At 57.3% G+C, this 17,534-nt stretch carries 30 protein-coding genes and 1 pseudogene; 17 read left to right on the forward strand and 14 right to left on the reverse strand.

Translation table 11 applies throughout. The features are described from left to right. Positions 1-2: 2 nt before the first annotated feature. From ACQZ5N_RS03300 to ACQZ5N_RS03360, 13 genes and pseudogenes are all read right to left on the reverse strand, one after another. Positions 3-881, reverse strand: a complete 879-nt coding sequence (locus ACQZ5N_RS03300) for a hypothetical protein (RefSeq protein ID WP_448732107.1) — start codon at positions 879-881, stop codon at positions 3-5. Position 882: 1 nt separating this feature from the next. Continuing rightward, positions 883-1,398: pseudogene (locus tag ACQZ5N_RS03305) on the reverse strand (DNA cytosine methyltransferase); the annotation flags it as partial. Then, the gene (locus ACQZ5N_RS03310; protein WP_448732060.1) at positions 1,370-1,771 is read right to left on the reverse strand and encodes an LAGLIDADG family homing endonuclease; all 402 of its coding nucleotides are present in this window, start codon (positions 1,769-1,771) and stop codon (positions 1,370-1,372) included. The gene ACQZ5N_RS03310 and the pseudogene ACQZ5N_RS03305, both read right to left, overlap by 29 nt. Positions 1,772-1,857: 86 nt before the next feature. Continuing rightward, a complete protein-coding gene (locus ACQZ5N_RS03315; RefSeq protein ID WP_448732061.1) occupies positions 1,858-3,330 on the reverse strand; it encodes a replicative DNA helicase in 1,473 nt (490 codons plus the stop codon). Beyond that, complete coding sequence (locus ACQZ5N_RS03320) at positions 3,327-3,995, reverse strand: hypothetical protein (RefSeq protein ID WP_448732062.1); 669 nt, start codon at positions 3,993-3,995, stop codon at positions 3,327-3,329. The genes ACQZ5N_RS03315 and ACQZ5N_RS03320 overlap by 4 nt, the downstream gene beginning before the upstream one ends. Beyond that, the gene (locus tag ACQZ5N_RS03325) at positions 3,992-4,615 is read right to left on the reverse strand and encodes a hypothetical protein (RefSeq protein ID WP_448732063.1); all 624 of its coding nucleotides are present in this window, start codon (positions 4,613-4,615) and stop codon (positions 3,992-3,994) included. The genes ACQZ5N_RS03320 and ACQZ5N_RS03325 overlap by 4 nt, the downstream gene beginning before the upstream one ends. Next, positions 4,612-4,938, reverse strand: a complete 327-nt coding sequence (locus ACQZ5N_RS03330; protein ID WP_448732064.1) for a hypothetical protein — start codon at positions 4,936-4,938, stop codon at positions 4,612-4,614. Before ACQZ5N_RS03330 ends, ACQZ5N_RS03325 begins: the two co-directional genes overlap by 4 nt. Before the next feature lie 101 nt (positions 4,939-5,039). Next, positions 5,040-5,582: a hypothetical protein gene (locus ACQZ5N_RS03335; RefSeq protein WP_448732065.1), complete on the reverse strand. Its 543-nt coding sequence runs from the start codon at positions 5,580-5,582 to the stop codon at positions 5,040-5,042. Between the two features lie 15 nt (positions 5,583-5,597). Further along, on the reverse strand, positions 5,598-5,963 hold the full coding sequence (locus tag ACQZ5N_RS03340) for a hypothetical protein (RefSeq protein ID WP_448732066.1): 366 nt from the start codon (positions 5,961-5,963) through the stop codon (positions 5,598-5,600). A 118-nt stretch (positions 5,964-6,081) separates the two neighbouring features. Further along, positions 6,082-6,375 carry a hypothetical protein gene (locus ACQZ5N_RS03345; protein WP_448732067.1) on the reverse strand — a complete coding sequence of 98 codons (294 nt, stop codon included), beginning with the start codon at positions 6,373-6,375 and terminating at the stop codon, positions 6,082-6,084. Positions 6,376-6,579: 204 nt separating this feature from the next. After that, positions 6,580-6,744: a hypothetical protein gene (locus ACQZ5N_RS03350; protein WP_448732068.1), complete on the reverse strand. Its 165-nt coding sequence runs from the start codon at positions 6,742-6,744 to the stop codon at positions 6,580-6,582. Next, positions 6,741-7,058, reverse strand: coding sequence for a hypothetical protein (locus tag ACQZ5N_RS03355; protein WP_448732069.1), 318 nt, complete (start codon positions 7,056-7,058; stop codon positions 6,741-6,743). The genes ACQZ5N_RS03350 and ACQZ5N_RS03355 overlap by 4 nt, the downstream gene beginning before the upstream one ends. Further along, positions 7,055-7,273 (reverse strand): transcriptional regulator, encoded by a 219-nt coding sequence (locus tag ACQZ5N_RS03360; protein ID WP_448732070.1) that lies wholly within the window; start codon positions 7,271-7,273, stop codon positions 7,055-7,057. The genes ACQZ5N_RS03355 and ACQZ5N_RS03360 overlap by 4 nt, the downstream gene beginning before the upstream one ends. Positions 7,274-7,348: 75 nt before the next feature. Between ACQZ5N_RS03360 and ACQZ5N_RS03365 the strand changes: the two genes are divergently transcribed. From ACQZ5N_RS03365 to ACQZ5N_RS03380, 4 genes are all read left to right on the forward strand, one after another. Further along, on the forward strand, positions 7,349-7,810 hold the full coding sequence (locus tag ACQZ5N_RS03365) for a helix-turn-helix domain-containing protein (protein ID WP_448732071.1): 462 nt from the start codon (positions 7,349-7,351) through the stop codon (positions 7,808-7,810). A 352-nt stretch (positions 7,811-8,162) separates the two neighbouring features. Beyond that, positions 8,163-8,384 (forward strand): hypothetical protein, encoded by a 222-nt coding sequence (locus ACQZ5N_RS03370; protein WP_448732072.1) that lies wholly within the window; start codon positions 8,163-8,165, stop codon positions 8,382-8,384. Then, positions 8,381-8,638, forward strand: a complete 258-nt coding sequence (locus tag ACQZ5N_RS03375; RefSeq protein ID WP_448732073.1) for a hypothetical protein — start codon at positions 8,381-8,383, stop codon at positions 8,636-8,638. Before ACQZ5N_RS03370 ends, ACQZ5N_RS03375 begins: the two co-directional genes overlap by 4 nt. A 294-nt stretch (positions 8,639-8,932) precedes the next feature. Next, a complete protein-coding gene (locus ACQZ5N_RS03380) occupies positions 8,933-9,235 on the forward strand; it encodes a hypothetical protein (protein ID WP_448732074.1) in 303 nt (100 codons plus the stop codon). Between the two features lie 182 nt (positions 9,236-9,417). Here ACQZ5N_RS03380 and ACQZ5N_RS03385 read toward each other — a convergent pair whose 3' ends face one another. Beyond that, positions 9,418-9,729 (reverse strand): helix-turn-helix domain-containing protein, encoded by a 312-nt coding sequence (locus ACQZ5N_RS03385; RefSeq protein ID WP_448732075.1) that lies wholly within the window; start codon positions 9,727-9,729, stop codon positions 9,418-9,420. Positions 9,730-9,877: 148 nt separating this feature from the next. On the opposite strand from ACQZ5N_RS03385, the gene ACQZ5N_RS03390 reads away from it, so the two are divergent. The 13 genes from ACQZ5N_RS03390 to ACQZ5N_RS03450 all read left to right on the forward strand — a co-directional run bounded on the left by ACQZ5N_RS03390 (position 9,878) and on the right by ACQZ5N_RS03450 (position 17,469). Further along, entirely contained in the window at positions 9,878-10,144 is a 267-nt protein-coding gene (locus ACQZ5N_RS03390) for a hypothetical protein (RefSeq protein ID WP_448732076.1), read from the forward strand. 59 nt (positions 10,145-10,203) lie between these two features. Continuing rightward, a complete protein-coding gene (locus tag ACQZ5N_RS03395) occupies positions 10,204-10,428 on the forward strand; it encodes a hypothetical protein (RefSeq protein WP_448732077.1) in 225 nt (74 codons plus the stop codon). Positions 10,429-10,463: 35 nt separating this feature from the next. Continuing rightward, positions 10,464-10,904 (forward strand): C2H2-type zinc finger protein, encoded by a 441-nt coding sequence (locus ACQZ5N_RS03400; RefSeq protein ID WP_448732078.1) that lies wholly within the window; start codon positions 10,464-10,466, stop codon positions 10,902-10,904. Continuing rightward, the gene (locus tag ACQZ5N_RS03405; RefSeq protein ID WP_448732079.1) at positions 10,901-11,308 is read left to right on the forward strand and encodes a hypothetical protein; all 408 of its coding nucleotides are present in this window, start codon (positions 10,901-10,903) and stop codon (positions 11,306-11,308) included. Before ACQZ5N_RS03400 ends, ACQZ5N_RS03405 begins: the two co-directional genes overlap by 4 nt. Positions 11,309-11,545: 237 nt before the next feature. Continuing rightward, the gene (locus ACQZ5N_RS03410; RefSeq protein WP_448732080.1) at positions 11,546-12,499 is read left to right on the forward strand and encodes a pentapeptide repeat-containing protein; all 954 of its coding nucleotides are present in this window, start codon (positions 11,546-11,548) and stop codon (positions 12,497-12,499) included. After that, positions 12,499-12,720, forward strand: a complete 222-nt coding sequence (locus tag ACQZ5N_RS03415; protein WP_448732081.1) for a hypothetical protein — start codon at positions 12,499-12,501, stop codon at positions 12,718-12,720. Before ACQZ5N_RS03410 ends, ACQZ5N_RS03415 begins: the two co-directional genes overlap by 1 nt. Then, the gene (locus ACQZ5N_RS03420; RefSeq protein WP_448732082.1) at positions 12,705-13,808 is read left to right on the forward strand and encodes a PD-(D/E)XK nuclease-like domain-containing protein; all 1,104 of its coding nucleotides are present in this window, start codon (positions 12,705-12,707) and stop codon (positions 13,806-13,808) included. The genes ACQZ5N_RS03415 and ACQZ5N_RS03420 overlap by 16 nt, the downstream gene beginning before the upstream one ends. A gap of 2 nt (positions 13,809-13,810) precedes the next feature. Beyond that, positions 13,811-15,034, forward strand: coding sequence for a recombinase family protein (locus ACQZ5N_RS03425; RefSeq protein ID WP_448732083.1), 1,224 nt, complete (start codon positions 13,811-13,813; stop codon positions 15,032-15,034). Then, positions 15,027-15,155: a hypothetical protein gene (locus ACQZ5N_RS03430; RefSeq protein ID WP_448732084.1), complete on the forward strand. Its 129-nt coding sequence runs from the start codon at positions 15,027-15,029 to the stop codon at positions 15,153-15,155. The genes ACQZ5N_RS03425 and ACQZ5N_RS03430 overlap by 8 nt, the downstream gene beginning before the upstream one ends. Further along, complete coding sequence (locus ACQZ5N_RS03435) at positions 15,152-15,355, forward strand: hypothetical protein (protein WP_035198509.1); 204 nt, start codon at positions 15,152-15,154, stop codon at positions 15,353-15,355. Before ACQZ5N_RS03430 ends, ACQZ5N_RS03435 begins: the two co-directional genes overlap by 4 nt. After that, entirely contained in the window at positions 15,355-15,525 is a 171-nt protein-coding gene (locus tag ACQZ5N_RS03440) for a hypothetical protein (RefSeq protein ID WP_448732085.1), read from the forward strand. Before ACQZ5N_RS03435 ends, ACQZ5N_RS03440 begins: the two co-directional genes overlap by 1 nt. Further along, positions 15,525-15,926 (forward strand): HNH endonuclease, encoded by a 402-nt coding sequence (locus ACQZ5N_RS03445; protein WP_448732086.1) that lies wholly within the window; start codon positions 15,525-15,527, stop codon positions 15,924-15,926. The genes ACQZ5N_RS03440 and ACQZ5N_RS03445 overlap by 1 nt, the downstream gene beginning before the upstream one ends. Beyond that, positions 15,910-17,469 (forward strand): hypothetical protein, encoded by a 1,560-nt coding sequence (locus ACQZ5N_RS03450; protein WP_448732087.1) that lies wholly within the window; start codon positions 15,910-15,912, stop codon positions 17,467-17,469. Before ACQZ5N_RS03445 ends, ACQZ5N_RS03450 begins: the two co-directional genes overlap by 17 nt. The last annotated feature ends 65 nt before the right edge of the window (positions 17,470-17,534 follow it).

The raw sequence follows: 17,534 nt of genomic DNA on the forward strand, positions 1-17,534 counted from the left end.
CATCATCCGAACAAGGCGAGCTGCGCCGGCGGAGCCTCTTGCGGCAAGCCGAGTGATAAGAGTGCGGAGCGCATACCCTGCTTCCAGTGGGACAACTCCATTGCCGAGCATCCGAAGTCGGTCCACGCGAGCAATGTCCATCCGGGAGGCCACCCCATCAGCCACTCTACGAAAAGCGGGTTCAAGCTCCGGCGCTCGGACGAGGACGTCTCGCCATCCTTCGGCATCTCCTGGCCCGGGAGGGAAATCCGGGAGGCCAAGTCTCCCAGATAGAGCGGAACGGTATTCTGTCCGGCCTTCTCCTTCCGGCGTGTCCTGCACTTCTCTAGCGTTTCGTCTGAACGCGGCCGGTTCATTGCTGTAGGCGTCGGCCATGTGTTCGAGGTTTGATACGCTTCCATGTCGAGCGCCTGTCCCGTCAACGTCGGCACTGGCTTTTCCTTGTCGCCGCGGCTGTATTGGTACTGGCCCACTTCGTTCGATCGAGGCGTCATCCATTGGTCGGCCTGATCGTTCAGATTGCCCATCCCATGCCCCTCGGCCTTCTTGGATGCGATGTATTCTGGGGTGTGAGGAGGGAAGTGATCCCGAGCCTGCGGAGTAGCCCACCAGTTCGCCTGGTTCTCCAATCCCACCTGACGCTTCACTCCATCCGCGGTCTTTCCGGTCGGGCTCGTGTCCGCGGATAGAGTGCGGCCGCCGTTCGGTACGTTCGGCGTGTACCAAAGCTCCGAAATCCCTTGAACCTGATCCTGAAGGTTGAGCCTGTGCCCACCTGCCAACCTCTTCTCTGGGTTCTGCGGCCCGCCGCGGCTGCTGTCGTCGGTCGGAGTCCGCCACTGCGAGGATGAAGACACGCTCTCTTTGGTGCGGCGCGCCAACTTCTGACGCCGTGAACAATCCTCCCTCCACCGAGAAGCCAAGCTTATGAAGGTCTCGGCAAACCCGCTCTGCGCCAGCGATTTCGTCAGCCCCCGCCGAGAGCATGCCGGAGACGTTTTCGATGAGGACGAACCACGCGCCCGACTGGACGATGATGCGGCGAGCGTCAGACCAGAGGTCGCGTTCGTCGTTCTGCCCTTGCTTGCGTCCGGCGAGACTGTGAGGCTGGCACGGGATGCCCCCAATGAGGCCGTCAACCGCTCCACGCCATGCTCGGCCATTGAAGGTTCTGGCATCGCTCCAAATAGGCGCTGCAGCCATATGGCCCGCTTCCATTGCTGATACCAATTGCGCGACCGCGAAGGCTTCCCTCTCGACCATGCAGACTGTTCTAGCGCCTGGAACTGCCAGCTCGACGCCGAGATCAAGGCCGAATCCACCTGTGCAGATGGAGATGAGGTTGAGATGTTCGGGACATAGAGCCATGTCATACGAAGGTCTCTCTAAAGCGTTCATAGATGTACGACCTCGCGGCCCTCTGTGCGTCCGTAGCCGGGATGCCTTTCGACCCCATCAAATCGCGCATTTCCAACGCCAGCAGCGCGCGCTCTCGCTTCACTAGGAGATAAGGAAGCATTGCAGTTAGGAACACGGCTGCGCCCGTCGAACTCATTCGCCAACGGAAGCAACGATCGGTAGCGCGACGGCACGCACCAGTGACGTTTCCGCCCCATCGTTTCTGCAACTCGTCCAGAGGGCGGCGATCGTTTTGCGTCACCTGGATATTGACGTAGTAGCTCGTGCCGTGGCCACTTTTGCGAGGCTCGATTTGTATGCATCCTTCCCCGTCGAAGAAGCCTGCCGCCCATTGATCCGAGTAAAGCCACATTCACACCAGCCTCCTGCTATTCTGCGCTCTGGCATATTCAGGTCCAAAGCTGGTGCTTGAGCCGTTCCATTGGATGGGGTGGGTCATCAGAACATCTCCCCTTGATTGCGCTTCGGCTTGGGCGAGATGTACCGGGTGAACTCGGCCTCGAAGTGCACGATTTCCTGAATAGTGGGATCACCGAAGCGAACTTTGATGGAGGCCAATTCGGCCACACCATCGACGTCGGATCCGAAGACAGCGTTGATCGTCTTCCAGTCGCTGGGGGTGGCGGCCACCCTCTCCCGCTCCTTCTTGTATTTCTCCGGCCGGTACAGGGTCATCACGGCGTCGTAGTCAGCGCGTGCGCCCTCCCCGCCATAAAGGTCGGCTGCGATCGGCCGGGGATTGTCGCGTTTGGAGCCCAGACCGTTGCGCTGGTTCAGGATCAGGACCGCCGACTGTGTCTCATAGGCCAAAGCCTTTAGCTCGACCGTAACCTCGCCGGAGATGCGATCAGGTGAAAGCTTCGGGTCGCGTGGCTTCACCTTGCCGATGTGGTCGATCACGATGAACGGCGTCTTGCCGTTGGCATAGCGCTTAACGAACCGGCGGGCATAGGCTACGAGCTTTTCCACGCCCTCACGCTGACAGCGGATGATCTCCAGCGGGCGATTGTTGATGTCCGTCGCGAACCTAACGCAAGTGTCGCGCTCTTCTTCTTTCATCAGACGCATTGGCTCGCGCTGCTTCTTCATCGAGATGCCGTGCACCTGGGCAATCATCTGGCTGATGCACTGGTCTGCAGACTGGTCATAGGAGAGAAACAGGACAGGGTGGCCACACTCGACGGCGTGATAGATGAGCTGCATCGTCAGAGACGACTTACCCTCGCCAGAGGAAGAAAGGAGGCCGTAGAGGTTTCCTGCCTCGAAAGCTGGCTCAGAAAGCACGCTCTGGATTTCTCTCAGCGCTATCGGGACACCCACCACGCCATCGCGGCGTGCAGAGGCCTCAAATTTGGCCAGATACGACGATCCGGGGGCTGCGCTGGCCTTGAGTGCGGAAAGACGCTGACGGCGCTCCTTGAGCCTCTTTTCAAGCTGCTCGATCTCCTCGTCCAGTGTGAGGAGCGTATGGCCTTCCTTGGCGATTTCTGCGGCTATATCAGCTTCACGCGCCAGCAGCCGGGAAAGCGATGCGCCCTTGATGATGTGGATGGACGATTCCAGCCGTCCCAAGGTGGAGACATCGAAGCCCATGCTCATCAGGCCGGTGTTGTATTCGGCGGTGATGATATCGATGCCGAAGCCGTTTTCGTCCTTCTTCTCGGTCCTCATGACCTTCGGGATGTGCGGCTTGATGGAAATGGCGTTGACCGGCTGCCCGGTGCTGGCCAGTTCCTGCGCCTCCCTGAAAAGCATCTGGTGATACTCTTCGGAGAAGTCTTCCGGCTCTATCCCGCTTTCAGCGATCAAGGCATTATTGGCGAACATGCAGGCAAGAAAAACCTGCTCCGCCTCGAATGCGTCTTGCTCGGTGATGCGGTCAAACTGTTTGCGATCAACGGGGCCGCTCATGGAAACATCTCCCCCTGCCTTGCGTCTTTACGATCAAGCATTCGCAGGACCGTTTCGCCTTCTTGCTTCTTGTCCCAGATGAACCAGCCGTTGAGCATCGGCGGCGCTCCTTGCCCCGTGAAATCAATCTTCCAGCGCATGAGGTAGACGCGGGCTGGCGGGTATTTCGCCCAGAAAGGCGCAAGGCCTCCGGCTCCTGGGAATCCCCAATTCATGAGCAAGCCCATGTATTCGACACCGAGCGTATCCAGAGCGTGATAGAGCCATCGGGCCTTGCCGTTGCCCCATCCGCACTCAGCGAACGGTGGGTTCTCCAGAATGGCTTGCGCTGGCGCTTCCTTGAAATCGTAGAAGTCTTTGATTTCCGCACCGCAGCCTCTGTCGATCAGGTCGCTGTCATATGTGCCGATTCCATGAGCGCGGAGTTCGTTGCCAATGACGCCAGTGCCGCAGGCTGGCCCCCAAATGATTGGGAAATCCTTCAGGCGTTCCATTTCGGCATGGATGACTGCGCGAATGGGTTCGATGGGCGTCGGGTAGAACTCGTTTTCCTCCCGCTCCATAGCTTCAATCTTTGTGTAAGTGCCATCGAGAAGCTTGACAGGAACAGGCTTGCTCTTCTTGCCGGTGGCGCGGAACAGGCCGCGTGCTGACGGAGCGTTCATGCCGCCACCCCACGATCATTGCGCTGCTGGATAAGGTTCATCCACGGCTGCTGGTAGCGGCCGGCGTGAAGGTTCATGTCGCGAATGCCCCAGCATATGGCCAAGGCGCAGGCCTCAGCGGCGTTGTGGGCGAGTGCCTTCTGTTTGGGCAGTTCAATGCCCCGCTGCTCACAGAGGTCGACGGCTGCAGCCTTCCAGTCGTTTTTGCCCTTCTTATCGAGTGGCGGCTTGAAGCCTTGGCCGAAGAAAGACTTTCGCCAGGAGGAAGGCATCAGCGTGCCGTAGGGAATGCCGAAGTTGGCCAGCGTGGCGACGATCGAGCTGGATGCGATCCACGGATAGATCATGGCGTCGGCGCTGGTGTTGGCAACCTTGGCGAGGATCTGCTGCTCCAGCACGGCGAAGTCAGGAAGGCGCTTGTGACGCTCCTTGATGCCGCGGAGAAGGTTTGCCACCTTCATGCCGATCTGGTCGCTGGTGTAATAGTGGTCGGCCTTATCGGGCATCTGAAACACGCCACACTCGATATGGGAGAAGTTGCCGTCTTCACGCTCGCGCTCTGGGCTGAACAAAGCCCATCCGGTGCTTTTGCTGGGGTCGAAGCCAAGGATGAGTGTCATGGCGTTACCTCCAGAGGAACGACACGGTAGGCCTGATTGTCGCCGTGGGTGCGCAGACGCTGGATGTGATAGCCGTATGGCTCAATGCGCTTACGAACGTCTGAAATGATCGATGCGGTCTGCTTGAGGCGATTGTCCTCTATGCCTTCCTTCTGGCCGTGAATGGCTATGGAAAGGTCTATCCGGTTCAATCCGTCGATGCCTGATGCAAGCAGCGTCTCAAACGCTTTGGCTTCTAGCGGAGACAGGTGCTGTTTGACCTTTGAAGGCTCTGGCAATTCGCCCATGTGGTTGCCGCAAGTGGGGCATGAAACCAAAATCATGTTCACCTCGTGGAAGAAAGAACCCGGTGCGGGGTCCGCTTTACATTCTCGCACCGGGTTAGTTGGGCCAGCGCTTGGGAGGAGCTTGCTGGCCGGGGAGATCAGTCGTCTTGATTGATGGTGAAGGGGTCATCGCCGGTTGCCGGCGGCTCCTCCTTGCTCTTGTTGGCGTTGCGCTTTTCCATCGCCGCCTGCAGGTTTTCGAGCATAACCTTCTGTGCGTCGTCATACCCGCGGAGCCATTCGCGATCCTCGTCGCTGCCCCCGTTCTGCTTGGACACCCGGTCCAGTGCGGCAAGGCCAGCCTGGAATCCTTCGGCGTAAATCATCGGGAGTTTGCCGACGCGGTCGGTAAGCAGGTCGCCCTGCCGATCGTCTGGGATCAGGCCTGAGTTGATCATGATCCGTTTCCGGCGGGCGAACTCGTCAATCTTCTTCTGCTTGTCGGTCGTGAAGGTCAGTTCGATGAAATCCTTCAGATCCTTTTCGGAGACGCCATCGTTCTTGGCGTCCGCCTTGTATTTCTGCTCCTTGGCCTTCAGCTCCTGCTGCTCGTGATAGAGCTTCACGCGCTGCCGGGTGTGGTGGCCCCATAGGGCTTGGCTTTCCGCCTCTGTCAGTTTTGAGTTATGCCCTACGGTCATTCGCCCTTCCCTTTCCTATCCTCGTTTCGTTGCTTCCTTCGCTCTGCGCACTTCCTCAGCCAGAGCCAAAATTCTTCCATCAATGTCCGCAAAAGGATCACTGCCGAACCTCCCTTTTTCGACCTCCAGATCGTGCTGAAGGCGTTTAATTCGTCGTTCGCAGAGATTGAGGTAGCCAGCCCGAAGGCGGCCGAACACGGTCAGCGTCGGCATGGTTTCCCCGTTGATCAGGCGACGGAGAGCGCGGGGCTTCATGCCCACTTCGCGAGCTACACGCTCGAGCGCATTCAGTTGATCGCCATTTCCTCGGGTCTCAATCTCAAGCATCTTGCGCCCGTAGTCGCGCGCGATATCTGGAGAAAACATTTCAAGGGTACTCATCGACATTTCCCTGTTTTCGATTTTCCTAATTGTCTCGTGGTGGTTCGAAGTTTGTCTGATCACGGTTGCCGTCCTCGATAGGTTGAACCCATCGAAGGATCGCGGGACACGAAAGGAGCTACCCGCCGATTGGCGAAAGCCAGTAATTTGCATCAGGCGTCCCATCGGTCCGTTCGGCCTGCCAGCCTTTGACCTTGAGCACCTGATTGATCTTGATGAACTGATTGCAGAGCGAGGCGAACGAGATGACCCGATTAGTCTGCCAACTAGGGTCAACTCTCCTCATCAACTGCTTTGCGGAAAGACTTCCGGGATAGACAACGCAAAGGGCGTCAAGCGCCTCTGATGCGCGATCATCCTTAACTTTGGAAATTAGATGGTACGGCGGTTGCGCCAGTTTCTTCACAGCCATCACTTCCGCCCCGATACAGTGAAGTGCGCCAGGATGACGAGGACAGTTACCGCCGCAAGAAACGCCACCCCACCGTTGAAAATGACATGGTCAGTCATGCCGCCACCCGTTCATCGTTGATGCGGGCAACCTCGGCCATCAGTTCAGCCTCAAGGGTTTTCATATTGATGACGATCGGCTTCTGCTTGGTGACCTTCTTCATGATCAATTCCCCTCACGAATTTCGACCGGCCGCTTCTTACAGCGGTCGCAGAAGTGTTCGATCTGCTCGGCAATCGACAGGATGTGATCGCACTCGTCGCAGCGGATCGCTGGGCGGAAATTGGCGCGGCGCGATTGAATGGAGGCTTCGAGACGGGCGGAGGTCATGCGCCACCGCCGTTTTTGACGTCTGGCCATACTGGTGCAGGTGCGCCAGACCGGATCAGCTTGCCGAACTTCTCGGACCAGTAAGCGATCGCCGTCTTAGTGGTCAGTGCCGTAGCCTGTTCAATGAAGTCGGTATGCTCTACGACGAGCGCACAACGCTCCCGTTCCGCAGCCAGAACATTGACGAAGGTTTCAGTAAGCGTCTGGCTGAAGGTGAAGGATTGTGGATCACTGAACTCTCCAGACTGAATACGGCTCTCAAGGTCAAAGGTGGCCTTCGCAGCGGTATGTCGGATATCTTCCGCAACGCTCATGCTGCCGTCTCCGGTGCCTGCACGTCACGAGCCGGACGGAAAACTTCTGGGATGAGTTCCTCACGAGAAATCCCGGTGAACTCCGACACCTCCGGCACGTATTCCGGGGGAACCGATTTCCATTGCGATACCGTCGAAGGCTGCAGACCGAGATGCTCGGCCAGCTTCTTTTGCGTCCCGCGATTTGCTTTGAAGAACTCGATTAGCTTTTTCATCCCTCCATATTCAGTCAAAACGAATTTCAGTCAAGCGAAAAGTTTCAGTCAAACGCTATGGAATGCATTTTCTGGATGGGCGACATTCTGAGAATGGGCACACGGCGGAAACTGAACACGGAAAATGGGCGCAAGGGCCACTTCATCTCGGAGTGGATGAAGCACCGCGACATGACGCAGGAACAGCTTGCGGCAGAGGCCGGCTATGCGACCTCATCAATCAATCAGCTTGTGAACGGGAAACAGGGCTACAGCCAGGTTACGCTTGAGGCCATTGCTCCTGCGCTCAGATGCGAGCCATGGGAGCTAATTGCTGTCAATCCGCTTCAAGAGGGCAGAGACGCGGATACGGAAAGAGCGGCCCGCGCGCTGCGCTCGGCGTTGCTAGCGTTTGGGGTGGACCACACGCAACTGGGGCTGGCGATCGATATCATCGGGAGGTTCGTTGCTCACGAGCCGGTCGAGGAGCAATCAGGACAAAGCCAGACTGGTGATCAATCTCTACCCGCCAGTCGCCGCCGTGTATCGACGCCATGATGGACGAAATCTCTGTGGCCTTCCTCCGAATAACCACTTCTGGGGTTGGTGTGTGGGCGGCTCCAGCGGACTCGATCAGGCCCGCGATGATCTCTTCATTGCGAGATGAGTATGTTCTGCGGATCCGATCATAAATGCGAGACATAGGTTGCTCCAACACCCAATACCAAGAACCAATAGTGAACAAAAGAATTCACTAATGCAAGGTTGGCGGGTGCGGGCGAAACCAGATTCAAGACCAAGCCATTGATTCGGGAAGTTAATAATTTTTAGGAAATTCTAATCACGGGCGTGAGCGCGGCATGATGGCGATAGAACCCATAAGGCCACCTCAAGAGCATCAGGGAAAGACATGACCTCCGAAGAATTCCGCTTCTGGCTGAAGACGATCCACTGGACGCTCCCCCAGCTCGCGGAAATTCTTGGATGCGATATCTCGTATGTCGAGGCTCTGGATCGAGGAGATGTGGAAGCGCCGCCGCTGCTTACAGCATGGTTACGGACGCTGGGAAAAGTTCACGCGGAGCTTGAGGCACCTGTTGCCTACCGGCGGAAGAAGTGGAAGCCGAAATGAAGCGCGCTCGGCCGTCCCGTCCCGACAACGACGAGTTGCTAGAAATTCTCGCTCACATGCAGGTCGCAAACAACGTGGCGATAATAGCGCTTGTAAAAGCGCTGGAAGATTCTGGCGCTGTCAGGGCGGAGGAATACGAGGAGTTCCTTCGGGGCATCGCGGCTCGCATGCATCAGAAAGGCGATAACGGGCCGGCGTCTCTACTGGATGATCTGGCCGACCGGTTGAAACGAGACAAGGTGACGAAGCAGTGAGCGAAGAAAAAGATCATCCATACTCTGACGACGAGCTAAGGGATGCGCTCGCGTACGTGGCAGACCAAACACCGAACGCCGCTTGTCCAATGTGTGGGAACAGGACTTGGGCGTTCGATAACGACAAGACCAAGCGTACAACCGTTCCTCGAGTGACTTTTACGCCATTTACCAACAAAGCATTTTTTGGACCGGCGCCGGCTATCCCAACGATATCACTCACATGTGAAAATTGCGGGTTCATCAGGGGACACAGCCTTCCGATGGTTACAACAAAGATACAGGAGGGCTGAATTGAACTCTAAGAATGAGCCACCATATTCTCGTTTTGATTCGGCTATGGTAGTCGACCTCGCTCCGCACTATGATGGTGGCAATGGCGAACCGCCCGGAGGACCGGAATTGGAAGCACGTGTAAAACGCCTTGAAGACGATATGAAGGAGATCAAGGGAGATCTGAAAACCCTTGTGAAAGATATCGCCGAGATGAAGGGACACCTATCGGCCATGCCCACTACCTGGCAATTGATCAGTATGGTCCTCGCAATAATGGGCGCAACTTTCGCCTTCATACGCTTCGGGTTGACCGGAGTTTGAGACCCGCTCCGGCGGGTTTCTTTTTGCTCCGGAAATGGAAGAGATTCCCTTCTCTCCACCCTTCCTATTACTCCCCTCAGAGCAAGAACCTCATAAACAAATAACCCTTTAGAAATTCAGCTTTATAGATTGGACCCGCAGAATTGCGACCCAGTTGACCCGCAGAATTGCGACCCAAGCGATTATTCGAACGGCAGACGGATGTAATACACGTTCGACTTCCGGTGTTCTCTGACCACGATCAGGACGCCCTCTCCCTCCAGTTCCGCAACCGCCCGCAAAACCTTGTCTTCGGACATGGAGAGCCGTTTTGCGATTTCCTTGATTCCGTACCAGCATGACTGGTCGTCGCCGTTCATGCGCTTCGCCAGCCAGTATCCGACGCGGAAGGCGCGATCCGATAGCGCGTCCATCTCACAGATGAAATCGAGCCACTTGCGCCGCTTGTCATAGAAGGCTGCGGCCGACTGGCCGTCGTCATTGGTTTTGAGCATGGCGTATTCCTACGCCGGAAACATTTTTCAGTCAAAGCGAAATTATGTGTTGACTGAATTTCAGTCGTACCGTAATTTCTGATCATCAGCAGCGACAAAGCATCCCCCGCCGATCTCGCTGCCACCACAAGAACCGGAGATGACGACGATGAGCGCACTGGACTGGATCAGGAAGAACGCAAAGCAGTTCGACCAGTACGAGCTTGAAGTCGAAGGCAAGAAGTTCGTTGCGACTTGGTATTCGTTCAACGGTCGCGTTCCCAACAAAATGGTTTTCGACCTGAAGCGAGAGCTTCCGTCTCTCGTCGTCACCGAAACAGAAAATGAAGTTCTGCGCGTTGGCGGCCAGTACCGCTCTGATTTCAATAAGTGCGCCTACACCCGCGCCGTTTACACTGCGGCGGTGGCGGCATGATGGACCGGTCTTTGCACTGCTGCCTATGCGGCGCTCCACGTCGCCCAACGCAAAAGCCCGTGGAGAGCTTCGGCAATAGCGTCGAGTGCATTCAGATAGCCGATCACCGCACGCTTCAGGAAGGCCGCTGGGAAGCCATCCCGCAGTTGCTGGTCAGCGTCTCAATGTGGCGCAACGGCGGCACGTCTCCGGGTCAAACTCACATGTGTGACGAGTGCATCGTCGTCGGTCTAAAGGCCGCGAAGCGCTTCGTAGATGAATCCCTTACGGCGCTCGACGCCTGATCTCCAATTCGATCTCAACCACTGAGGATGAGCAAATGGCAGACTACGCAGCATGGGGCGACGATATGCTCGATTATGATCGAGAAGATGGCGACGACGCCTATGTCGATTGGTCTGAGCGCGGCCAGTTTCGTTGCGACATGTGCACGAGGGTGCTGTCAACTGCTGGCGGCCTCAAGTGCCACGCAACGAGCGTTCACGGCGAGGAGTATGGAAATTCTATTAAGGCAAAGATCAGGGCCGCTCACAAAGCAAAAGCGGAAGATGAGCGCGCTCGCAGAGCCGCAGAAGCCAAGCGCATCCAAGACCGGCGCAACCGCAAGGTAACTCTCAGCACAGCCGAAGTCGATGAAATCATCGAAGAGATCAACAGCCTCATCGACAAGATGGAGCCCTACTACGCTCAGGGCGATTGTGCCGATCCCGCTCGCGACCTCATCGAACGGCTCGAAGCCAAAGCAGAGGGAAAATCATGACCAAGCCAGCTTACACAATCGGAAAAGATGAAATGCTTCTCATCACCGTTCGCTGGAATGATGGCGATACGGTTCTGCTGGAGACGCCGGTCAAGTTCTACACGGCGGCAGATATCCAGTCGCTGATTGATGAGACGGTTTCCGAGCGCTGCGATGTGATCAGCGTCGATCTGTACGACTTCAAGCGCCGTGTTGGTCAGGACATTTCCGACGAGTTCGATGTCCGCCCTTGGTCAGAGCGCGTCAACGACGAACGCCGCAGTCAGGCCACCATCTACGACGCCCGAGTATTCGGCACAGACGAAGCCCACGATATCCGCCGGGACAATGTTGCGATGTTCAAGCCTCGGTCTGGTCTTGGTGCTGTTCTCGTTCGCGGCGCCAACCTGCAAGCGGCGGAGTGAGGCTCGGCATGCCGAAATGCAAGCTCTGCAACAAAACCGGGAGCCTGATCGTGCCGAGGTCAACCTTCACAAGCGATGGCTACCGGATTTCCAAGCGTCCGATCTGCGAAGGCGAAAAATACACCCATCGCCAAGCGTCGTCCGAGTGGCTCCGAGAACAGAAACGCATTCGACGGCTGTTCGGTCTTTCACCGCAATAACCGGCCTCCAAGGCTTCAAACAAGGGATGGGAATGAAATGATGAAAGTTGAAATCAAAAATCGTTGGGATGATACGGTCCTTTACTCGGCGGATGTAGATGCGGATGAAAACACGCCGAACTCTATCTTGCTTCGCTTTGCCGTTCTATCAGCTTTGGAAGCGAAGGCCGACCTGCGCTCCGCCGACCTGAGCTACGCCAACCTGCGCTACGCCAACCTGCGCTCCGCCGACCTGCGCTCCGCCGACCTGCGCTCCGCCGACCTGCGCTCCGCCGACCTGCGCTCCGCCAACCTGCGCTCCGCCGACCTGAGCTACGCCGACCTGCGCTCCGCCGACCTGAGCTACGCCGACCTGCGCTCCGCCGACCTGCGCTCCGCCGACCTGCGCTACGCCAACCTGCGCTCCGCCGACCTGAGCTACGCCAACCTGCGCTCCGCCGACCTGCGAAGCTTCAAGGCCGATCTTTGGATGACGCTCACACAGAACCGCCATGAAGTGCCTGCGCTGATCGCCGCGCTTCGTGATGGCCGGGTTGATGGATCGACATATAAAGGCGAATGCGCCTGCCTCGTCGGCACCATCGCGAATGCAAAATCGGTCAAATACGACGTTCTTGATCACGGCGCATCGAACCCTGCGGAACAGTGGTTCGCAATGATCCGCAAGGGCGACAAGCCCGAAGACGATAGCGCCGGCGGCTTTGCCTCGAAGATGGCTCTGGAATGGTCGCTCGAATGGCTCGTTCTGAACGAGATGACGGAACCTGCTGCCGCCGTTGAAATGGAAATGCATGCGGCTGTCGGAACTACGACAGTGGCCAAGGGTGAAACGCTTGATAAGTGCTTCCCCGCTTACGACGATCTTCTTCGGTCGCTGCGTTCGATCCTAGCTTTCTATGAGCCTGGTCAAACTCATTTGGACACAAATGCATGGACGCACGCCGAAGCGTCTGCACGGCGCGCTCTGGCCAAAGCCGAGGGCCGTTCCTGATGCCCCCTTTCTCCACCACCAACACACAAGAAGCGGATGAGCGCGAAGCCTACATCGAAGCGCTCAATAAGCGTGCCGCTTCCAACTTCCGAAAAATCCACATCGCTGAGTTTGTGTTGCTCATTCTCATATCGTCGCAACTCATGTTCGCCAGCGCCTTGGCTTTGGAAAGCTACCTCAAGGAAAATCAGGAGGTTTTTGCCATATGGAAAAGATTATAGACAAAGACCAATTCGAGCACATCACCAGCCCGATTGATGCAATCCTGAAGCGCGTTAAGCCGGTCAAGGGCGAAGTCCTGTTCGACGGCGGCGTTATCTCTCAGCCTGGCGCATACCGGAATGTTCCGATCGAGCGCTATCACCACGACCGCGATTTGTTCGACGGCCCGGCTGTTTCGAAGTCGATCATCAAGGAAATTCTGCCGGTCCACGGCGGCAGCCCGAAGCAGTTCTGGGGCCGATGGAACTGGAACAAGGATCGTATTGACCCGAAAGACCCGACCGAAGCTCTGATATTCGGCAAGGCCGCTCACTGCCTGCTGCTGGGCGACGAGGTGTTCGAAGAGAACTTCGTCATCCGTCCTGAAAAATATCAGGATGAGAAAGGCGTGATGAAGGTTTGGAACAACAACGCCAACATCTGCCGCGACTACATGAAGGAGCAGAAGGACAAGCGCCTAATGGTCCTCACGAGCAAGCAGATGGAGACGATAGAGCGTATCCGCGCCGACGCCGCCACCTACCCGCTTGTGCAGCAGGGCATCCTCAATGGTCGCGTAGAGCGCACACTGGCTGCGAAAGACCCAGAGACGGGTATTTGGCTCAAGGTTCGGCCCGACGCGATGCCTAACGCAGATGGCGTATTTGCCGACCTGAAAACGATTGGCAGTCTGGATGAGGACTTCATGCAGCGCCAGATTTTCGACGCGGGCTATTACCTGCAGGCGGCAATGACGCGCATGGTCTGCCGGCTCCTGAAAATTCCGTTCGAAACCTTCGTACTGGTCTACGTCCTGAACGACGACATTCCCGACACGGCACACGTCGAAATGAACGATCAGTCGATCCTTCTCCCCGGCGGCGAGGAAATACCGAGCGAGCTTGACCACGGCGAGGCGATGATCCGCTGGGCGCTGCGCACGATCCGCAAGTGCCTTGATGACGGTCATTGGCCCGGTCGAGAGCCTTTCCAAGGCGGCGAGCGCAAGATCACGATGCTCCCCTACCACAAGAGCAAAATCACCAGATTCCTGAACGGCATCGAGGGCGACGTTCCTCCTCCGTCAGATGAGCAGGAGGCCGCATAACCATGAATGCCATCGTTGAACAGAAACAGCCTACCGCAGTCCGTGAGCGCATCGAGGTAATCGACGCTGTTCCTCTGCTTGATACCTCCCGTTTCGAGCACATGCAGCGCGTAGCGACCGTTATGGCCCGTTCCACGCTGATGCCGGAAAGCCTCTACATGGAAGGCAAGGCGAACGACAAGAAGCCCCTTCCATACGACACGATCATTTCGAACTGCTTTCTAGTCGTGAACCAAGCCGTTCGCTGGGGGCTCGATCCTTTCGCAGTCGCGCAGTGCGTTTCTGTCGTTCATGGAAAGCTCTGCTACGAAGGGAAGCTGGTCGCCGCCGTACTTCAAGCCAAGCTCGGCATGAACCTCCATCACCACATCACCGGCTCGGGCGACGACACCCGCATCTACATGAGCGACAGGCCGTTCAATGAAGAAGTAACCGTTGGTGACAGCACTGGCCCACTCGTCTCGTTCCTGAAACCTGGCATTCGCATCCCCGGCGCTCGTCTCTTCGACGGCTCCGTGGCGGAATGGAAAACGACGGGCAACAACTCGCCGTGGTCTCCGAAGAACTTCCCCCGCATGCTCATCTACCGCGGAACGCGCGACTGGTGCCGCATCTATGAACCGGCCACCATGCTTGGCGTCTATACCGATGACGAGATGGTCGACATGGAAGACACGACCCGCTCACGGGCAGCGCGCGATATCACGCCGAAGCCATCGCTGTCTGAACGGCTTGCGGTATCGCGGGAAGCCACACAGGAAGACACTGGCGAGCGCGAAGGCTTCGCCGCATCTATCCCAGCCGACGATGCCCACGACGCTCTCACGGGCGAGCTACTGACCAACACCAATTCCGACGATGAATCCCCTGCCCCGTCGTCGGATAACGTTGGCAATCCGCCAGTAGATGAGGCCGGAGCGGATGATGTCCCCGCCTCCGATGCTCCGGCCTCGACCGATCCAGAGCGCGATATCCTGATCCGGTTTGCCGCTGAAATGCTGCCGATGGCTGCGACGGCGCCTACCGAGGCATGGAAGGAAGTCGAAAAGGGCTGGTCCGAAGGCGAGATGAAAAAGCTGTCTCCCGCCGGTCTCGAAAAGGCGAAGGCTATCAGCATGTCGCTGCGAGCTATTGCCAAGGGCAACACCAGTCTGGAATCGGCTGTCGAGTATTACGCCGAGGTTCTGGACTGCAAGGCTTCTGATCTGGGAGGCGTCGATGGCTGAACTGTTCAACATCATCTTCTATTCGTTCTGGACGTTCACCGGCACAGCTATCCTGCTGAGCATCATCACGCGAGGCATTGTCGCCATCGTGGCTCTCTTGGTCGTCGGGGTGAAGTCATGAACCGCCTCATCCGCCGCGCCATCCACCACTGGCTCGCTTGGAAGTCGAGACGGAACCTCGCCCGGGAATACAACTGGCAAACCGAGATCGACGCCGAGATCCGACAGGCAAAGCAATCCCACGGCAAAACCGGACGTGTCCGCGATCTGCAGCGCCGCAAGCGGGACATGATGACACGCGCGCTGGGAGGGCAGAGGTGATGATCGCCAATATCCTGCTTTACACTCTCGTCGGCGTTTTCGCATTCTTCTTTGCCGCCGGCCTGATTGTGTCAGCTGTCGGAGCTGTCAAAGACGAGAAGACGCTTTGGCTGTTTAGCTTTGCGTGCGGGTTTATCGCTCTGCTGCTGGCTCGCTGGGGAGGTATCTGATGGCCCGGACAGTTGATGAGTGGATCGGACGTACCGACGACAGCATGCCCACAGCCGCCTGCAAGCGGCGCATTCTTGAGCGTCAGGGGTGGAAGTGCGCTTTGACCGGCGTTGCCTTCACAGATGGCGTCAGGGCTGAATTCGACCACATCAAACCGCTGTGGCTCGACGGCGAGAACCGGGAATCCAATCTCCAGGCCGTCACCGCCAAAGCCCACGCCGCAAAGACGAAAAGCGAAGCGACCGTCCGAGCCAAGGTCAACCGCAACCAGATCAAGCGGGTGATGGGCAAGAAGAAGTCGTCGCTCTCAAATCAGAAATTCAAGAAGCTGATGGACGGAACGGTCATTCGACGGGACACGGGTGAAATCGTGGGAGGTGGCTATGCCGATAAGCGCTGAACGCATGAAGCGTTATCCCGGCGGTTCGATCTATTCGAAGGAGTGGAAGGCTTTCCGCGCCTCACTTTTGGAACGCGCCGTCAACTGCTGCGAAGGCACGCCACGCGCCGTCTCAAATCTCCGCAACTCGACATCGAGGATTACGCCCTCGCCAGCACAGGAGGCGAACACCATGCAGAGTGAAGAAAGCAACACGCTGGTTAAACTGGCAAAAGCGGTTATCGAACACGCACCAGAAGGCGCAGACGCGTTTTGGGATATCAAATTCAGCGACATCGAAGCCGCCCTGTCCGCTGCGGGGCCGGTGGCGTTAGTTATAGAGTATGCGGCCCGTATTGCTGAACGTTACGACGAGACCGATACACTGACAGCGCCAAAGGCGATAGCGACAGATATCCGTGCATTGAGCACACTCGCCGCGACGACGGAAGCCTATTGCTCGGAAGGCACAGAAGACGACACTCTCAAGGAATGTTTCCTGCATCACATCAGGACAACAATCGGCTTCCTCGCATTCGGTATGCGTACTGGTCCTGAAATGACCATGTACGAAGAAGGCTTCAAAGCCGGATATCGCAGGTGCCAGTCTGACAACGAGCCAGAGCTTGGCGAGGATGATGACGAGTTAAACGAACGAACACGGAACGTCGTCGCAAAGCTTCGCGAGAGCCTGAGAAACGGCTCGGTTGATCCACTGGCGATTGATAACGCTGTCGATCTCCTAATCGACCAGTCGAAGGAGATAGCCTGCCTGTCCGCAGAGCCACAGCCCTCGCCATCTGTGGCCGTGAAGGCTTTGGAGTGGCGAAATGAACCTATTCCGCCAAGCGGGGAAACTCTGGCCCCGTCTGTGGTGGGTCTCTACTGCATCCCGCACTCAGGCGACCGTTTCTACCTTCGCTTCCGCGACGCAATGACGCTTGGCGATTATTCGACGCTTGATAAAGCCAAAGCCGCCGCCCAAGCCGACTACAAGGCCCGTATTCGCTCCACCCTCTCCGCACAGGCACTGTCAGCGACATCCGTGGCCGTGAAGACGCTCCAATGGGATGATGACGGCGGCAATCTGAAAGCCCGCATGGGCGACCGAGAATGGATGCTCAACATCACCGCGGACGGAAAGACGTGGGCAGGCTCCACTCGGCCATTCGTGTTTGATCGAAACTTGACGTGGAGTGCCGTGCCGAACTGCTCTGGTGTATCACTCGAAGCGGCCAAGGCGGCATGCCAAGCTGATTGCCTGTCTCGGTATGCAGCCCTCTCCGCACAGGTGCAGGACGTGGCGGAAGACATATACATCGCCGCCGATGATGTTTCTGGGACATCCGGAGCATGGGTTCAACAAGGCAGCTATACTGGTGACGTCGATGTTCACCGGTTTGGCGCTCTTCAGGAAGGTTGGCAGCTCGTGCCAGAGGACGCAACGGATGAAATGGTGTCCGCAGCGCTAAAGGTCGATTGGGGCAACGAAGACGAAGAAGGAGTGGCGCACGATATCTGGCACGCGATGGTCGCCGCAGCACCCGCAAAGCAGGAGGGCTGAGGCATGCCGAGAAGCTGGAAAAGCCAGATAGCTGACGAGGTTCGCGCCACGTCAATGATGAACCC

It is taken from the genome of Agrobacterium sp. 22-221-1 (assembly GCF_053522445.1).

What these genes read in the sequence shown, in the direction of transcription:
- ACQZ5N_RS03400 (WP_448732078.1), top strand. Translation starts at nt 10,464, where the DNA reads ATGGCAGACTACGCAGCATGGGGCGACGATATGCTCGATTATGATCGA.
- ACQZ5N_RS03360 (WP_448732070.1), bottom strand. Translation starts at nt 7,273, where the DNA reads ATGAAAAAGCTAATCGAGTTCTTCAAAGCAAATCGCGGGACGCAAAAG.
- ACQZ5N_RS03345 (WP_448732067.1), bottom strand. Translation starts at nt 6,375, where the DNA reads ATGGCTGTGAAGAAACTGGCGCAACCGCCGTACCATCTAATTTCCAAA.
- ACQZ5N_RS03430 (WP_448732084.1), top strand. Translation starts at nt 15,027, where the DNA reads ATGGCTGAACTGTTCAACATCATCTTCTATTCGTTCTGGACGTTCACC.
- ACQZ5N_RS03390 (WP_448732076.1), top strand. Translation starts at nt 9,878, where the DNA reads ATGAGCGCACTGGACTGGATCAGGAAGAACGCAAAGCAGTTCGACCAG.
- ACQZ5N_RS03450 (WP_448732087.1), top strand. Translation starts at nt 15,910, where the DNA reads ATGCCGATAAGCGCTGAACGCATGAAGCGTTATCCCGGCGGTTCGATC.
- ACQZ5N_RS03405 (WP_448732079.1), top strand. Translation starts at nt 10,901, where the DNA reads ATGACCAAGCCAGCTTACACAATCGGAAAAGATGAAATGCTTCTCATC.
- ACQZ5N_RS03320 (WP_448732062.1), bottom strand. Translation starts at nt 3,995, where the DNA reads ATGAACGCTCCGTCAGCACGCGGCCTGTTCCGCGCCACCGGCAAGAAG.
- ACQZ5N_RS03415 (WP_448732081.1), top strand. Translation starts at nt 12,499, where the DNA reads ATGCCCCCTTTCTCCACCACCAACACACAAGAAGCGGATGAGCGCGAA.
- ACQZ5N_RS03325 (WP_448732063.1), bottom strand. Translation starts at nt 4,615, where the DNA reads ATGACACTCATCCTTGGCTTCGACCCCAGCAAAAGCACCGGATGGGCT.
- ACQZ5N_RS03375 (WP_448732073.1), top strand. Translation starts at nt 8,381, where the DNA reads ATGAAGCGCGCTCGGCCGTCCCGTCCCGACAACGACGAGTTGCTAGAA.
- ACQZ5N_RS03410 (WP_448732080.1), top strand. Translation starts at nt 11,546, where the DNA reads ATGATGAAAGTTGAAATCAAAAATCGTTGGGATGATACGGTCCTTTAC.
- ACQZ5N_RS03350 (WP_448732068.1), bottom strand. Translation starts at nt 6,744, where the DNA reads ATGACCTCCGCCCGTCTCGAAGCCTCCATTCAATCGCGCCGCGCCAAT.
- ACQZ5N_RS03365 (WP_448732071.1), top strand. Translation starts at nt 7,349, where the DNA reads ATGGGCGACATTCTGAGAATGGGCACACGGCGGAAACTGAACACGGAA.
- ACQZ5N_RS03340 (WP_448732066.1), bottom strand. Translation starts at nt 5,963, where the DNA reads ATGAGTACCCTTGAAATGTTTTCTCCAGATATCGCGCGCGACTACGGG.
- ACQZ5N_RS03440 (WP_448732085.1), top strand. Translation starts at nt 15,355, where the DNA reads ATGATCGCCAATATCCTGCTTTACACTCTCGTCGGCGTTTTCGCATTC.
- ACQZ5N_RS03435 (WP_035198509.1), top strand. Translation starts at nt 15,152, where the DNA reads ATGAACCGCCTCATCCGCCGCGCCATCCACCACTGGCTCGCTTGGAAG.
- ACQZ5N_RS03370 (WP_448732072.1), top strand. Translation starts at nt 8,163, where the DNA reads ATGACCTCCGAAGAATTCCGCTTCTGGCTGAAGACGATCCACTGGACG.
- ACQZ5N_RS03315 (WP_448732061.1), bottom strand. Translation starts at nt 3,330, where the DNA reads ATGAGCGGCCCCGTTGATCGCAAACAGTTTGACCGCATCACCGAGCAA.
- ACQZ5N_RS03355 (WP_448732069.1), bottom strand. Translation starts at nt 7,058, where the DNA reads ATGAGCGTTGCGGAAGATATCCGACATACCGCTGCGAAGGCCACCTTT.
- ACQZ5N_RS03385 (WP_448732075.1), bottom strand. Translation starts at nt 9,729, where the DNA reads ATGCTCAAAACCAATGACGACGGCCAGTCGGCCGCAGCCTTCTATGAC.
- ACQZ5N_RS03330 (WP_448732064.1), bottom strand. Translation starts at nt 4,938, where the DNA reads ATGATTTTGGTTTCATGCCCCACTTGCGGCAACCACATGGGCGAATTG.
- ACQZ5N_RS03310 (WP_448732060.1), bottom strand. Translation starts at nt 1,771, where the DNA reads ATGTGGCTTTACTCGGATCAATGGGCGGCAGGCTTCTTCGACGGGGAA.
- ACQZ5N_RS03425 (WP_448732083.1), top strand. Translation starts at nt 13,811, where the DNA reads ATGAATGCCATCGTTGAACAGAAACAGCCTACCGCAGTCCGTGAGCGC.
- ACQZ5N_RS03420 (WP_448732082.1), top strand. Translation starts at nt 12,705, where the DNA reads ATGGAAAAGATTATAGACAAAGACCAATTCGAGCACATCACCAGCCCG.
- ACQZ5N_RS03335 (WP_448732065.1), bottom strand. Translation starts at nt 5,582, where the DNA reads ATGACCGTAGGGCATAACTCAAAACTGACAGAGGCGGAAAGCCAAGCC.
- ACQZ5N_RS03445 (WP_448732086.1), top strand. Translation starts at nt 15,525, where the DNA reads ATGGCCCGGACAGTTGATGAGTGGATCGGACGTACCGACGACAGCATG.